Origin of the sequence: Streptomyces sp. GB4-14 (genome assembly GCF_022696125.1) — a bacterium.
Lineage (GTDB): Bacteria > Actinomycetota > Actinomycetes > Streptomycetales > Streptomycetaceae > Streptomyces > Streptomyces werraensis.
On sequence record NZ_RZHO01000002.1, the window covers coordinates 5,865,964 to 5,880,261 of the forward strand.

General features: G+C 74.2%; 14 protein-coding genes and 1 pseudogene. 5 read left to right on the forward strand and 10 right to left on the reverse strand.

Going from position 1 to position 14,298, the window contains the following annotated elements:
• Positions 1–84: 84 nt before the first annotated feature.
• From ELQ39_RS28255 to ELQ39_RS28265, 3 genes are read left to right on the forward strand one after another with little or no spacing between them, the layout of a single operon-like run.
• Positions 85–1,005 carry an ABC transporter ATP-binding protein gene (locus ELQ39_RS28255; RefSeq protein ID WP_242594695.1) on the forward strand — a complete coding sequence of 307 codons (921 nt, stop codon included), beginning with the start codon at positions 85–87 and terminating at the stop codon, positions 1,003–1,005.
• Between the two features lie 2 nt (positions 1,006–1,007).
• Positions 1,008–1,733 carry an ABC transporter permease gene (locus tag ELQ39_RS28260; protein ID WP_242594697.1) on the forward strand — a complete coding sequence of 242 codons (726 nt, stop codon included), beginning with the start codon at positions 1,008–1,010 and terminating at the stop codon, positions 1,731–1,733.
• A 55-nt stretch (positions 1,734–1,788) separates the two neighbouring features.
• Positions 1,789–2,226: a hypothetical protein gene (locus tag ELQ39_RS28265; protein WP_242594699.1), complete on the forward strand. Its 438-nt coding sequence runs from the start codon at positions 1,789–1,791 to the stop codon at positions 2,224–2,226.
• A 25-nt stretch (positions 2,227–2,251) separates the two neighbouring features.
• Here the strand turns inward: ELQ39_RS28265 and mug are convergent, their stop codons facing one another.
• From mug to ELQ39_RS28305, 8 genes and pseudogenes are all read right to left on the reverse strand, one after another.
• Positions 2,252–2,752: a G/U mismatch-specific DNA glycosylase gene (gene mug, locus ELQ39_RS28270; protein WP_225626251.1), complete on the reverse strand. Its 501-nt coding sequence runs from the start codon at positions 2,750–2,752 to the stop codon at positions 2,252–2,254.
• 44 nt (positions 2,753–2,796) lie between these two features.
• On the reverse strand, positions 2,797–4,239 hold the full coding sequence (purB, locus tag ELQ39_RS28275) for an adenylosuccinate lyase (protein ID WP_242594701.1): 1,443 nt from the start codon (positions 4,237–4,239) through the stop codon (positions 2,797–2,799).
• A gap of 73 nt (positions 4,240–4,312) precedes the next feature.
• Entirely contained in the window at positions 4,313–5,104 is a 792-nt protein-coding gene (locus ELQ39_RS28280; RefSeq protein ID WP_242594703.1) for an SGNH/GDSL hydrolase family protein, read from the reverse strand.
• Between the two features lie 69 nt (positions 5,105–5,173).
• On the reverse strand, positions 5,174–6,187 hold the full coding sequence (locus ELQ39_RS28285; protein ID WP_225626252.1) for a hemolysin family protein: 1,014 nt from the start codon (positions 6,185–6,187) through the stop codon (positions 5,174–5,176).
• Positions 6,184–7,557, reverse strand: coding sequence for a hemolysin family protein (locus ELQ39_RS28290; protein ID WP_242594705.1), 1,374 nt, complete (start codon positions 7,555–7,557; stop codon positions 6,184–6,186). Before ELQ39_RS28290 ends, ELQ39_RS28285 begins: the two co-directional genes overlap by 4 nt.
• 159 nt (positions 7,558–7,716) lie before the next feature.
• Positions 7,717–8,154, reverse strand: a complete 438-nt coding sequence (locus ELQ39_RS28295) for a GNAT family N-acetyltransferase (RefSeq protein WP_190003642.1) — start codon at positions 8,152–8,154, stop codon at positions 7,717–7,719.
• A 74-nt stretch (positions 8,155–8,228) separates the two neighbouring features.
• Positions 8,229–10,796 (reverse strand): ABC transporter permease, encoded by a 2,568-nt coding sequence (locus ELQ39_RS28300; protein WP_242594707.1) that lies wholly within the window; start codon positions 10,794–10,796, stop codon positions 8,229–8,231.
• A gap of 376 nt (positions 10,797–11,172) precedes the next feature.
• A pseudogene (locus ELQ39_RS28305) lies at positions 11,173–12,015 on the reverse strand (ABC transporter ATP-binding protein); the annotation flags it as partial.
• 178 nt (positions 12,016–12,193) lie between these two features.
• Here ELQ39_RS28305 and ELQ39_RS28310 point away from each other — a divergent pair.
• Both ELQ39_RS28310 and ELQ39_RS28315 read left to right on the forward strand, forming a co-directional pair.
• The gene (locus ELQ39_RS28310; RefSeq protein WP_019524761.1) at positions 12,194–12,433 is read left to right on the forward strand and encodes a hypothetical protein; all 240 of its coding nucleotides are present in this window, start codon (positions 12,194–12,196) and stop codon (positions 12,431–12,433) included.
• Between the two features lie 3 nt (positions 12,434–12,436).
• Positions 12,437–12,811: a fic family toxin-antitoxin system, toxin component gene (locus tag ELQ39_RS28315; RefSeq protein ID WP_190003645.1), complete on the forward strand. Its 375-nt coding sequence runs from the start codon at positions 12,437–12,439 to the stop codon at positions 12,809–12,811.
• Here ELQ39_RS28315 and ELQ39_RS28320 read toward each other — a convergent pair whose 3' ends face one another.
• Complete coding sequence (locus ELQ39_RS28320) at positions 12,812–13,513, reverse strand: class I SAM-dependent methyltransferase (protein WP_242594709.1); 702 nt, start codon at positions 13,511–13,513, stop codon at positions 12,812–12,814.
• Positions 13,514–13,569: 56 nt separating this feature from the next.
• Positions 13,570–14,298 carry a dethiobiotin synthase gene (bioD, locus tag ELQ39_RS28325; protein WP_225626256.1) on the reverse strand — a complete coding sequence of 243 codons (729 nt, stop codon included), beginning with the start codon at positions 14,296–14,298 and terminating at the stop codon, positions 13,570–13,572.

The following is a 14,298-nucleotide window of genomic DNA, read 5'->3' on the forward strand; positions in this document are numbered from 1 at the left end:
CGGCAACGGGCTCCCCCGCACGGGGGAGACGATCTCCACGCACGGGGGAGGCCCCGCGCAGGGCCGGCCCACCACGCTGACGCCATGACCAGCATCGACGTCCGCGACCTCACCAAGGAGTACGGCGCCCGACGAGCCGTCGACGACCTCACCTTCACCGTGCCGCCCGGCCGCGTCACCGGCTTCCTCGGCCCCAACGGCGCCGGCAAGTCCACCACCCTGCGCCTGGTACTCGGCCTGGACCACCCCACCTCCGGCTCGGCCGGCCTCGACGGGCGGCCGTACGCGGCCCTGCGCGAACCCCTGCGCACGGTGGGCGCGTTGCTCGACGCCGGCGCCGCCCTCGGCTCCCGCACCGGCCGCGACCACCTGCGCGTCCTGGCGGCGACGCACCGCATCCCGGACCGCCGGGTGGACGAGGTGCTCGAGGAGACCGGGCTGGCCCCTGCGGCCCGCCGCCGGGTGCGGACGTACTCGCTCGGCATGCGGCAGCGGCTCGGCATCGCCGCCGCGCTGCTCGGCGACCCGGAGGTGGTGATGCTCGACGAGCCGTCCAACGGCCTCGACCCGGAGGGCATCGTGTGGATCCGCGGACTGCTGCGGCGGCTCGCGGACGAGGGGCGGACCGTGCTGGTGTCCAGTCATCTGATGAACGAGACCGCCTCGTTCGCCGACCACCTGGTCGTCCTGGGCCGGGGCAGGCTGCTGGCCGACACCCCCCTGCGGGAGTTCATCGACGCGCGCGTACGGCCCGCCGTCCGGGTCCGCACCTCCGACCCGGACGCGCTGGAGAACGTCCTGGCCCGCCACGGCCACCAGGCGGTGCGCCACCCCGACGGCCACTGGACCGTGCCCGACGCGCGCGTGGACGACATCGGGCGCCTCGCCTCGGCCGACGGGGTACCGCTCCTCGAACTCGCCGCCGACGAGGGCACCCTGGAGCAGGCCTACCTGGATCTGACCGCCGCCGAGACCGAGTTCACCCCCCAGCAGCAGGAGGCCTGACCGTGCCGTTCGCCCCCGTGTTCCGCTCCGAGTGGCTGAAGATCCGCACCGTCCGCCCGCTGCTCGCCACCCTGCTCGTGCTGTTCGCGGTGACCACCGCCTTCTCCGCGCTCGCGGGCCTGGACCCCGAGGACCAGGGCGCCGACCCGCTGTTCGCGGCCCTGTCCGGCACCGCACTCGGCCAGATCGCCGCCATCACCTTCGGCTCCCTGGCCGTGTCCGCCGAGTACCGCGAGGGCGCCGCCGTGCGGCTGTCGCTGACGGCGGTCCCGCGTCGCGGGCTGTGGTTCGCCGCCAAGGCGGCCGCGATCGCCGCCGTCGTCCTGGTGGTGGCCCTGGTGACGTCCCTGGCCGCGCTCCTCGCCGGCCTGGCCGGACTCGGCGACGCGGCCGACGGCCTGACCACCGCCGACCAGGTGCGCGGTGTGGTCGGCGGCGCCGTCTACCTCACGCTCATGGCGCTGTTCGCGGCCGGACTCGCCACGCTGCTGCGCAGCGGGGTGGCCACCCTGTCGGTGCTGATCCCGTTCGTCCTGATCGTGTCGTTCGTGATCGGCGACGCGCTCGGGACGGTCGCCGACTTCATGCCGGACCGCGCGGGGCAGACGGTGCTGCGCAGCGTGCCCGACGGAACGCTCGGCCCGTGGACGGGACTTGCCGTCACCGCGTGCTGGACGGCCGCGGCCCTGCTGGCGGGCGGGTGGCGGCTGCGCCGTCAGGACGCCTGAAGGGTGGCCGGTTGACCCGCCGCCAACTGTCAGTGGCTGCGGGTTTACTGGAGCCATGAACCTCGCCCGGCACATCGCCCTCATCGACGAGCTGTGCTTCCGGCCCTTCCCGGCGGAGCACGGTCCGTCGGACGTCGGCTTCTCGGGACCGGGCCACCATGTCGCCGTGCTGGAGTCCGGCGACCGCCCGGACCTGGACCCGGCCGGCTGGGCGGTGACGGTGGAGCAGTTCGAGAAGGACCGCGACGCGGTGTACGAACTGCTCGCCTCCCGCTGGGGCGACTCCGATCCGTACAACCTGCAGACGGTGGAGCTGCGCACGGAGCGGGAGGACGTACCCGAGCCGTGGGGCTGGCTGAGTCACCACGCGGGCGTGGCCTGGCTGTGGGAGGTGCGGGGCACCGGCCGCTGGGTCGTGGTCGCGCTCGCCGACCGGGACCCGGGCGGCTCCGTGCAGCTCCTGGCCGTGGTCACGGAGACCGCGCCGCCTTGAGGAGACACAGATCCTCAGGGACGCGTCACCCCTGCTCCGCCGCCTCCCGCAGCCGCGCGAACTCCTCGGCGAGCGTCGCCGGCGTCCAGTGCGCGTTCAGCCCGCTGGGATTGGGCAGCACCCACACCCGGGACTCGCCGATGGTCCGCACCTGCGGCCCCACCTTGGCGTTGCGGTCGTCGAACGCCGCCCGGTACGCGGTCACCCCCAGCACGGCCAGCCAGCGCGGACGCAGCCGGGCCACCTTCACGGCGAGCTCACGCCCGCCCTCCCGGTACTCCTCGGCCGTCAGCTCGTCGGCCCGCGCGGTCGCCCGCGCCACCACGTTGGTGATACCGAGCCCGTACGACAGCAGCTCCCGCTGCTCCGACGGCGGCAGCAGGCGCGGGGTGAAGCCGGAGCGGTGCAGGGCGGGCCAGAAGCGGTTGCCGGGGCGCGCGAAGTGGTGGCCCGTGGCGGCCGTCATCAGGCCCGGGTTGATGCCGCAGAACAGCACCCGCAGACCGTCCGCGACCACGTCCGGCACCAGACGGTCGCGGGCGGCCTCGAGTTCCTCCTGGGTGAAGCGGCTCAGAGGATCGCCCCGGGGATGTAGCCGGCGGCCTCCGGGTGCTGCTTCACGATCTCGTCGATCCGGCCGACCACGGAGGTCACCTGGTCGCTCGCGGCGCCGGTGAAGGACAGCTTGTCCGCCATCAGCGCCTCCAGCTCCGCGCGGCCCAGCGGCAGCCGCTCGTCGCCGGCGAGCTTGTCGAGCAGGTCGTTGCGCTCGGCGCCCTGCTCCCGCATGGCGAGCGCGGTGGCGACGGCGTTCTCCTTGATCGCCTCGTGGGCGACCTCACGGCCGACGCCCGCGCGCACCGCGCCCATCAGCACCTTGGTGGTGGCGAGGAACGGCAGGTAGCGGTCCAGCTCCCGGGCCACGACGGCCGGGAAGGCGCCGAACTCGTCGAGCACGGTCAGGAACGTCTCCAGCAGCCCGTCGAGCGCGAAGAACGCGTCCGGCAGCGCGACCCGGCGCACCACCGAGCAGGACACGTCTCCCTCGTTCCACTGGTCGCCCGCCAGCTCGCCCGTCATCGACGCGTAGCCGCGCAGGATGACCATCAGGCCGTTGACCCGCTCGCAGGAGCGCGTGTTCATCTTGTGCGGCATCGCGGACGAGCCGACCTGCCCCGGCTTGAAGCCCTCGGTGACCAGCTCGTGCCCGGCCATCAGCCGGATCGTCTTCGCCAGCGAGGACGGCGCCGCGGCCAGCTGCACCAGCGCGGTGACGACGTCGTAGTCCAGGGAGCGCGGGTAGACCTGGCCGACGGAGGTGAACGCCTGGGAGAAGCCCAGGTGGCCGGCGATCCGGTTCTCCAGCTCGGCCAGCTTGGCGGCGTCCCCGCCGAGCAGGTCCAGCATGTCCTGCGCGGTGCCGACCGGGCCCTTGATGCCGCGCAGCGGGTACCGGCCCAGCAGCTCCTCCAGCCGCCCGTACGCCACCAGCAGCTCGTCGGCGGCGGTCGCGAAGCGCTTGCCGAGGGTGGTGGCCTGCGCGGCCACGTTGTGCGAACGGCCGGCCATCACCAGCTCGCCGTACTCCCCGGCCAGCTTGCCGAGGCGCGCCAGCACGGCCACCGTGCGGTCGCGCATCAGCTCCAGCGAGAGCCGGATCTGCAGCTGCTCGACGTTCTCGGTGAGATCGCGGGAGGTCATGCCCTTGTGCACGTGCTCGTGCCCGGCGAGGTCGTTGAACTCCTCGATCCGCGCCTTCACGTCGTGGCGGGTGACCTTCTCGCGCTCGGCGATCGAGGCCAGGTCCACGGTGTCGAGGACCCGCTCGTAGTCGGCGATCGCCGTGTCGGGCACCTCGATCCCGAGGTCCTTCTGGGCCTTCAGCACGGCGAGCCAGAGCCGCCGCTCGAGCCTCACCTTCTGCTCGGGCGACCAGAGCGTGGCGAGCTCGGCGGAGGCGTAGCGTCCGGCGAGGACGTTCGGGATACGGGGCTTGGCGGGCGCAGCAGTCACGTACAGGGAGTCTACTGGCGATTCGTGCAGGCCCGCGCCGCGGGGTGACCTGGAGGAACGTACGAGAGGACCGCTACGCCGTCTCGTACGGCAGCAGCTCGGGGCGCTTGGGCGGCAGGCCGTCCCCCGAGGAGCGCCCGGTGAGCCGGCGGCCGATCCACGGCAGCAGGTGCCGGCGGGCGAACCGCACGTCCTCGACCCGGCGCGCCACCCAGTGCGGCGGCAGCGTCGCCTCCGGAGGCAGATGCCACTCGGGGTCCTCCGCCGGGTGGCCGAGCGCCTGCCACACCGCCTCCGCGACCCTGCGGTGCCCCTCGCCGGTGAGGTGCAGCCGGTCCACGTCCCACAGCCGGGGGTCGCCGAGCGCGGGCGCCCCGTACAGGTCGACCACCACCGCGTCGTGCCGGGCGGCGAGCTCGTCGACGCACGTGAACAGCGCCTCCATGCGGGGGCGGAAGCGTTCCAGCACCGGTCCCTGACGGCCCGGGCTGCGCATCAGCACGAGTTGCTTGCAGTGCGGGGCCAGCCGCTCCACGGCCTCGGTCAGCAGGTCCCTCACCCGGCCCATGTCGCACTTGGGGCGGAGGGTGTCGTTCAGACCGCCGACCAGGGTGATCACGTCGGCGCCCATGGCCGCCGCGCGGCCGACCTGCTCGTCGACGATCTGCTGGATCAGCTTGCCGCGCACCGCGAGGTTGGCGTAGCGGAAGCCGGGCGTGACCGAGGCCATCCGGGCCGCGAGCAGGTCGGCCCAGCCGCGGTAGGTGCCGTCGGGCAGCAGGTCCGACATGCCTTCGGTGAAGGAGTCGCCCAGGGCCACGAGGCTGGTGTGGGCGGGGGCGCTGGGGGTGGGGTTCGTCTGCATGGCGACAGAAATGGTAGCCCCTGGCACATACCCGCCGGTCGGTCACCTCCCCCGGGCGGGAGCAGCCGGTCAGGTGCGCTGCCCGAACAGCTCCCGCAGCACGTCCTCCATCGTCACCAGCCCCGCCATCCGCCCGTCCGCGCCGATCACGGCCGCCAGGTGCGTACGGCTGCGCCGCATCGCGGTGAGCACGTCGTCCAGCGGAGTGCTCTCCCGGACCCGCGCGATCGGCCGCATGTCCCGCAGCCGGAACGGCATGTCCCGCGGCGAGGCGTCCAAGGCGTCCTTGACGTGCAGATACCCGACGATCCGCCGCTGCTCGTCCACCACCGGGAACCGCGAGAAGCCGGACTCCGCGGACAGCCGCTCCAGCTCCTCCGGCGTGACGCCCACGCGCGCGTGGACCACCCGCTCCAGCGGCAGCACCACGTCCCGCACCGGACGCCGGCCCAGCTCCAGCGCGTCGTTCAGCCGCTCACGGGCCCGGTCGTCGATCAGACCCGCCTCGCCGGAGTCCCTCACGATCTGCGCCAGCTCGGCGTCCGAGAAGGACGCGGCGACCTCGTCCCGCGTCTCCACCCGCAACAGCCGCAGCACCGTGTTGGCGAAGGCGTTGATCGTGAAGATCACCGGGCGCAGCGCACGGGACAGCGCCACCAGCGGCGGGCCCAGCAGCAGCGCGCTGCGCACCGGCTCGGCGAGCGCGATGTTCTTCGGCACCATCTCGCCGAGCAGCATGTGCAGATACGTGGCCAGGGTCAGCGCGATCACGAACGACACCGCGTGCCCGGCGCCCTCGGGGACGCCCACCGCGTGGAACACCGGCTCCAGCAGATGCGCGATGGCCGGCTCGGCGACGATGCCGAGGACCAGGGTGCTCAGCGTGATGCCCAGCTGCGCCGCCGCCAGCAGCGCGGACACGTGCTCGAGCCCCCACAGCACCCGCTTGGCGCGCCGGTCGCCCTCGTCCGCGTACGGCTCGATCTGGCTGCGGCGCACCGAGATCAGGGCGAACTCCGCGCCGACGAAGAAGGCGTTGGCGACCAGCGTGGCCAGGCCGATCAGCAGTTGCACGGCGGTCATCGGCGGGCCCCCGGGTCGTCATGGGTGTCGGCGGACGCGGCCCCGTCGCCGTCCGGCTTCCCCTCGTCGAGGGGCGCCCGCAGCAGCACGCGCGCCGCGCGGCGGCCCAAGGCGTCCGCGACCTCAAGACGCCAGCCTGCCACCTCGACGGCGTCCCCCGTCTCCGGAATCCGGCCCAGCTCGGCGGCCACCAGCCCGGCCAGGGTTTCGTACGGTCCCTCCGGGGCGCGCAGCCCCACCCGGGCCAGCTGGTCCAGACGCGCGGAACCGTCGGCGGAGAACAGCGCGTGGCCCGTCTCGTCGGTGCCGGCCCGGGCCAGGTCGGGCGTCTCGTGCGGGTCGTGCTCGTCGCGGACCTCGCCGACCACCTCCTCCACGATGTCCTCAAGGGTGGCCACGCCCGCCGTGCCGCCGTACTCGTCGATGACCACGGCCATGGTGCGGCGGCCGGACAGCCGGTCCAGCAGCCGGTCGACGGTGAGCGAGCCCGGCACCAGCAGCGGTTCGCGCATCAGCTCCGACACGGGCACCTCCGGCCTGCGTTCGGCGGGCAGCGCGAGCACGTCCTTCACATGAGCCGTGCCGACCACCCGGTCCAGCGTCTCGCGGTACACGGGGAACCGGGACAGCCCGGTCGCCCGGGTGGCGTTGGCCACGTCCTCGCAGGTCGCCCTCTCCTCCAGGGCGATGACCTGGACGCGGGGCGTCATCACGTTCTCCGCCGTCAGATCGGCGAGGTTCAGCGTGCGGACGAACAGCTCGGCGGTGTCCGGCTCCAGGGCGCCCTTCCTGGCGGAGTGCCGGGCCAGCGCGGCCAGCTCCTGGGGGCTGCGCGCGGACTCCAGCTCCTCGGCCGGCTCCAGCCCGATCCGGCGCACCATCCGGTTGGCCGAGTTGTTCAGATGGGTGATGAACGGGCGGAACGCGGTGCTGAACCAGCGCTGCGCGTTGCCCACCCCTTTGGCGACCGTCAGCGGCGAGGAGATCGCCCAGTTCTTCGGCACCAGCTCGCCGACCACCATCAGGAACACCGTCGACAGGCCGGTGCCGATCACCAGGGCCAGCGAGCGGGCCAGCGACTCCGAGGCGCCGAGGTCCCGCAGCGGGCCTCTGATCAGCGCGGCGATCGACGGCTCGGCGAGCATGCCGACCACCAGGTTGGTGACGGTGATGCCGAGCTGGGCCCCGGAGAGCTGGAAGGTCAGGCTGCGGACGGCCTTGAGCGCGCCGGCGGCGCCCCGCTCGCCGCGCTCCACCGCCCGCTCCAGCTCGGCCCGCTCGACCGTGGTGAGGGAGAACTCTGCCGCCACGAACGCCCCGCACAGGAGCGAGAGCAGGATCGCCGCCAGCAGGAGGAGCACTTCGGTCATCGCGTCACCTCCGTCCCATCGTCGGACAGGACGGGGTCGGACGCGCGGTGTCGGCGGCAACCGGAGGCGGGCCCACGGGCGGTGACACGACCTTTCACGGAGGGCCGGGCGGCCCTCACCGGGGGGAGGACGGGCAGGGACCGGCCGACGGGCCGTGGATCACCCGGTGAGGGGCTTCACCCAGCGTCGCCAGCGTTCCTCCGGCGCATACCCCGCCGCGCCCCACGCATGATGGGCGGTCTCGTTGCGCTGCAGCACCATCGCGTCCGCGCGGCGCCCGCCGAGCGCCGTGAACCGCTCCTCCGCGGCGGCCAGCAGCGCCGTCGCGATGCCCTGGCGACGGTGGTCCGGGTGCACCGCCAGGCGGTACAGATGGCACCGCCAGCCGTCGAAGCCCGCGATCACCGTGCCGACCAGCGCCCCGTCCCGCTCGGCGAGGATCAGCGCCTCGGGGTCGCGGGCGACCAGCCGCTCCACGCCGTCCCGGTCGTCGCTGATGCTGGTGCCCTCGGCGGCCGTCTTCCAGAAGGCCAGCACGGCGTCGAGGTCGTCGGGGCCCGCGGCCCGGATCCGCGGTGCGTTCGTGATGTCACTCATGCGGCCGATCCCAGCAGGGCCGTGGCGGTGTGATCACGGAATTCCACCATGCGGACCACGGCGCGCAGCGATGCTCACTCGTGGGCGATGGCCTCCAGGACGTTCATCCGCGATGCCCGCAGGGCCGGCAGCAGCGCCGCCGCCACACCCACCACCGCCGACCCGACGACCACCGCCACCACGGTGCCCCAGGGCACGGCGAAGGCTGTCATGCCCTCCAGCGCCAGCACCTGCTGGATGCACACGCCCCACACCAGCCCCAGCGCCAGCCCGAGCACCGCGCCGAACACCGCGATCACCACGGACTCCAGCCGGATCATGCGCCGCAGCTGCCGCCGGCCCAGCCCGATCGCCCGCAGCAGCCCGATCTCCCGGGTGCGCTCCACCACCGACAGCGCGAGCGTGTTGACCACGCCCAGCACCGCGATCACGATCGCCAGCCCCAGCAGGGCGTACACCAGGTACAGCAGCACGGCGATCTGCCCGTGCACCAGCTCCTTGTAGTCGGCCTGGTCGCGCGCCTGCACCTGCGGATACGGGTCGAGCGTCGCCTCCAGCCGGTCGCGCAGCTCGTCCGGGGAGGTGCCGGCCGCCGCGTTGACGTACAGCGCGGAGTCCTGGCCGCCCGGCACGTACTCCTCCACGGCCGCCATGCCGAAGAACAGCCCGCCGCGCATCCCGAAGCCCTCGCCGCCCTCCATGTCGGTCAGGGCGGCCACCGTGAACTCGGCGGTGCGGCCGCCGGGGAACTCCACCGGCACCCGGTCGCCCCGGCTCACCCGGTGCTCGGCCGCGAACCCCGCGTCCATGGCCATCCCGCCGTCGGCCAGCGCGGCCTCCGTACCGCCTTCGGCGTACGTCACCCGGGCGACGTCGTCGACGCCGTCGTCGTACCCGGCGGCAGTGGTCTCGACCCGTTCGCCGTCCGGCAGCCGCACCGCCACCGGCGCGAACCGCTGCCGTACGACCAGACCCACGCCCTCGGTGTCCCGCACCCGGTCCGTGACCTCCGGCGGGAACGGCATGAAGCCCGCGTTCTGGATCACGAAGTCCGCGCCGAGCGTCTTGTCGATCTGATCGTCGAAGGACCGGGACATCGACGCGCTGGCCACCGACAGACCGCCCACCAGGGCCAGCCCCACCATCAGCGCGGCGGCCGTGGCCCCGGTACGGCGCGGGTTGCGCAGGGCGTTGCGCCGGCTCATCCGGCCCACCGCGCCGAACAGCGCGGGGAACGCCGCGCCCAGCACCCGGATCACCGGCCGCACCAGCAGCGGGCCCGCCACGACGGTGGCGACCAGCGTGAGCACGACTCCGAGCCCCAGCAGGGACGCCGCCGTCCCCGTGTCACCGGACAGCACACAGCCCAGCAGCGCCGCCGCGCCCAGCGCGCCGACGACGCCTCCGGCCACCGCGCGGGCCCGCAGCGGCCGGCCGGCCCCGGCGACCTCGGCGTCGGCCAGCGCGGCCATCGGGGAGACGGCCGCCGCACGACGGGCCGGGAGGTACGCGGCGACGAAGGTGACCCCCACGCCCACCACGTACGCGGAGACGGGCGTGGCCCAGCCGACCACCATCTCCGTGGTCCTGAGGTTCATTCCGAAGGCGCTCATCAGCCGGATCAGGCCGAAGGCCAGCCCCACCCCGGCCGCCAGACCGACCGTCGAGCCGGCCAGCCCGAGCAGCACCGCCTCCGTCAGCACCGACCGCCGCACCTGCCGCCGGTCCGCGCCGAGCGCCCGCAGCAGGCCCAGCTCGCGGGTGCGCTGGGCGATGAGCATCGAGAAGGTGTTGACGATCAGGAACACGCCCACGAGCACGGCGATCCCGGCGAATCCCAGCATCGCGTACTTGATGACGTCGAGGAACGCGCCCAGCTCCTCGGAGGCCGTCTCGGCCTGCTCGTCAGCCGTCCTGATCTCGTAGGCGCCGACGCCGAGTGCGGCGGTGATCCGCCGCTTCAGCTCCGCGTCGGGCATGCCCGGCGCCGCCTCCACGGAGACGCTGGTGGCCCGGTCCGCCCCGCCCAGCAGACGGGTGGCCGCCGCCTGCGGGTCCAGGAACACCAGGGCCGCGCCCGGGTTGGTGGTGGTGAAGGTGGCGATCCCGACCACCTCGACGCGGAACGAACCCGGCTGCGCCTGCACGGTCAGCGTGTCGCCGATCTCCACGTCCTTCGCGTCCGCGGTGTCCGCGTCCAGCACGGCCTCGCCGTCCCCGCGCGGGGTGCGGCCGGAGGTCAGCTCCACCACGCTCCGCTCGGTGACGTGCCAGTCCACGGCGAGGGTCGGCGCGCCGGTCGTGGGGCCCACCGACTCGTTGCGGTCGTCGACGACGGTGACGTTCTCCACCTCGACGTCCGGGTGGGCCGACGCCACGCCCTCGACACCGGCGAGTTGCCGGGCCAGCCCCGCGGGCACCGTCGCCACGGCCCCGGTCGGCACCGCGGCCTCCAGATCCTCCCGCGGCTGCACCGTCACATCGGCGGAACTGGAGGCGAACAGCCGGTCGAAGGTACGGCTGACGGTGTCGGAGAAGATCAGACTGCCCGCGACGAACGCGACGGACAGCACGACGGCGAGGGCGGACAGGAGCAGCCGCCCTTTGTGCGCGAGGAAACTCCGCAGGGTCGCCTTGAGCACGCCGTCAGCCCTCCCCGCCGGGCTGCGTGCCGTCCGGCTCCCCGGCGCGGGGCGGGACGGCGCCGGGTGCGCCACGGCCGGGCGACGCGGGGCGCGTCCGCCCGCTTGTCGTCCCGCCGCCAGGGGGCGTGGCCCCCGGCGCCCCGTCGCCTTGCGGCGCACCGCTCGGCTCTCCGCCGGCCACGTGCGGAGCGCCCTGGCGCCCGCCGTCCTGCGGTGGGGCGTCCGGTCGTCCGGCGTCCTTCGGTGTGGCGGCCTGCTCGGCATCCGAGGGCGCGGCGCCCGGCTTCCTCGCGTCCGGGGGCGCGGTCTGTCCCTCGCCGTCCGGCGCTGTGGGGTGCGGTGTCCCGCCGTCCGGTGGGGTCTGCGGGGTTCCCCCGGCGGCAGGAGCGGCGCTCGGTGCGCCACCGCCCGGCGGCACCGCTCCGTCCGGGACCGCCGCGCCCCGTACCACGTCGAACCGCTTCATCCGTTCCAGGACCGACTCCGCCGTAGGGCGGTGCATCTCGTCCACGATGCGGCCGTCCGCCAGGAAGAGGACCAGGTCGGAGTGGGCCGCGGCGCCGGGGTCGTGGGTGACCATGACCACCGTCTGGCCCAGCCGGTCCACCGCCTCCCGGAGGAAGCCCAGCACCTCGAGTCCGGCGCGCGAGTCGAGGTTGCCGGTCGGCTCGTCGGCGAAGATCAGCTCGGGCCGGGAGGCCAGGGCCCGCGCGCAGGCGACCCGCTGCTGCTGGCCGCCCGACAGCTGTGCGGGCCGGTGCTTCAGACGGTCCCGCAGGCCCAGCGTGTCGATGACCTGGTCCAGCCACGCCTCGTCGGGCTTCTGCCCGGCGATGTCCATGGGCAGGGTGATGTTCTCGCGCGCGTTCAGCGTGGGGATGAGGTTGAACGACTGGAACATGAACCCGACGCGGTCCCGCCGCAGCCGGGTCAGCTCACGGTCCTTCAGCCCGGTGATCTCCGTGTCGCCGAGCCAGACCTGACCGGCGGAGACGGTGTCGAGCCCGGCCAGGCAGTGCATCAGTGTGGACTTGCCGGAGCCCGACGGCCCCATCACCGCGGTGAAGCGCCCGCGCGCGATGTCCACGTCCACCGAGTCCAGGGCGATCACCGCCGTCTCGCCGGAGCCGTACGCCTTCGTCAGCCCGCGGGCGCGGGCCGCGGTGCCGTCGGCGGGCGCGAGGCCCCGGGCGTGCTCCTCAGCGGGTGTGGACAAGGCCGCCTCCTCCGGTGAACAGCCGGGCCGAGCATGTCGCGCCGAGGGTAAGGCGGCCCGGTCCGCGCGGAACATCCCCCGGGAGTGCCGGATGCGGAACACCGATGTAAGGGGCACATAAGCTCGCGATCCCGTCCCCCCCTTGCCGTCGCTAGCATCCCGGCGCTAGCGTCGAGGTATGGCGAAGACCCAGCTGAACGTGCGCGTGGACGAGGGCACCGCCCGCGCGGCCCGGGAGCGTGCCCTGGCGCGAGGCATCAGTGTCAACCGCTACATCGAGGAACTCGTCCGGCAGGACACCGGCGAGGCAGGACGCGCCTTCGTCGAGGCCGCCGCCGACTTCATGAAGCAGTACGAGAGCGTCTTCGCCGAGGAGTTCGGCCGGGACCGCGAGGGCACACGAGAAGGCCGCCGCTGACCCTTGGACCACGTACGCATCGATCTCGCCTGGCTGCTCATGCTCGCCGAGCAGCAGACCCCCGGCGACCCCCAGGTCACCGACTGGGGCGCCCTGATCGCCGCCGTCGCCCGGCACGACGCCGAGATATTCGGCGTACCCGTCTACGACACACCGCACAGCCGCGCCGCAGCCCTGCTCCAGCTGCTGATCCACGTCCCCGCCCTGGAGCGCTCCAACGCGCTGTTCGCCTCCGCCGTCGCGTACGCCTACCTGGTCGCCGGCGGCCTGAAGGTCGTCACCTCGCCCGAGCAGGTGCGCGACCTGGCCCGCCTGGTCAAGAAGGGCGACGCGGACATCGACGCCATCGCGGCCGAACTGCGCCGCTGGTGCGCCTGATCACCCGCGGTCGGCCCCCGCGTCGGCGAGAGGCCGCCACGCGGTGCCGATGACGCAGAACGACTGCGGCAGCGCGGGCCCGTTCGCGGGGATCGTCGTGCGCCGGTAGGGGCCCAGCTCGAAACCCGCCTCCCGCAGCGCCGCGACCGGATCCCGGGACAGGTGGCAGCCGCCCGCGAGCGGCGGCCACAGTGTCCGGTCCAGCGCCCGCTGGGTGGCGTGCATGACCCGCCCGCCGCCCGCGCCGTGCTCGAAGAACCGCACCTCGCCGCCGGGCCGCAGCACCCGCCGCACCTCCGCGAGCGCCCGCGGCACGTCCCGCACGCTGCACAGCACCAGCGACAGCACCGCCGCGTCGAACGCCTCGCTCTTCACGGGCAGCGCCTCCGCCACCCCGGGCGCCACGTCCACGGGCACCTCCGCCCGCAGCGCCGCCTCCACGGCCAGCGCGCGCAGCGCACGCTCCGGCTCCATGGCGACGACCTCCGAGACCGTGCCCGGGTAGTGGGCGAAGTTCAGGCCGTTGCCCGCGCCGATCTCGATCACCCGCCCGGACAGACCGCCGAGCAGCCTGCGCCGTACGTCCGCCATCCCCGCGCGGCTCTCGGCGGCGACGCTGAAACGGGCGTACCAGCGGGCGAAGACCGGGTGGTGCACAGGGTCCCGCACCGCCTGGGCGGAGCGGGCGGACCGCACCTGCATGGGGACCTCCCCGGGTCGGGTCTACGGCGATTCTCCCCAGGGGCCGGCCCGGCGAATCACCGTGCGCGGGAGGGCGCCTCGCGTGTGTGGAAGGCCTCCGCGTCCCAGACGCCCTCCAGCCGGGGCGCCAGCCACCGCGGGGCGGCGGCCCGGAAGGCGGGCGGGTCCAGCCGCCCCGCGCCCTCGGGAACGGCGCCCAGCAGCGGCACCCCGGTGACGTCCGGCAGGTCCAGCAGGTTGCAGCGTTCCGCGAGCCCGGGGTCCGCGGGCCAGCTCCCGATCACCACGCCCAACGGGTCGAGACCCCGCCCGCGCAGCTCCCGGACCGTCAGCTCCGTGGCGTTGAGGGTGCCGAGCCCGGCGGAGGCGACCACGACGACCGGTGCGCGCAGCAGCTCCGCCGCGTCCGCCAGCGTCCCGCCGGCCGCGTCGAAGCGCACCAGCAGGCCGCCCGCGCCCTCCACCAGCACCAGGTCGTGCTCGGTGGCCAGCTTGGCGGCCCGCTCGGCGATCTCGTGCGGATGCACGGGCGTCCGCCCGGCCCGGCGGGCCGCCGTGGCCGGGGCCAGCGGCTCCGGGTAGCGGGCCAGTTCGGCCGACGTGACCGCCCCGGCGAGCCGCACGACCTCCGCCGCGTCTCCCGGCTCGTCGGGGCCGACCCCCGTCTGGGCGGCCTTGAGCACCGCCACCGAACGGCCGCCCGCAAGCGCCGTCGCGGCGACCGCGGCCGTCACCACCGTCTTGCCGACCTCGGTGTTCGTGCCCGTCATCACCAGCACCGGCAT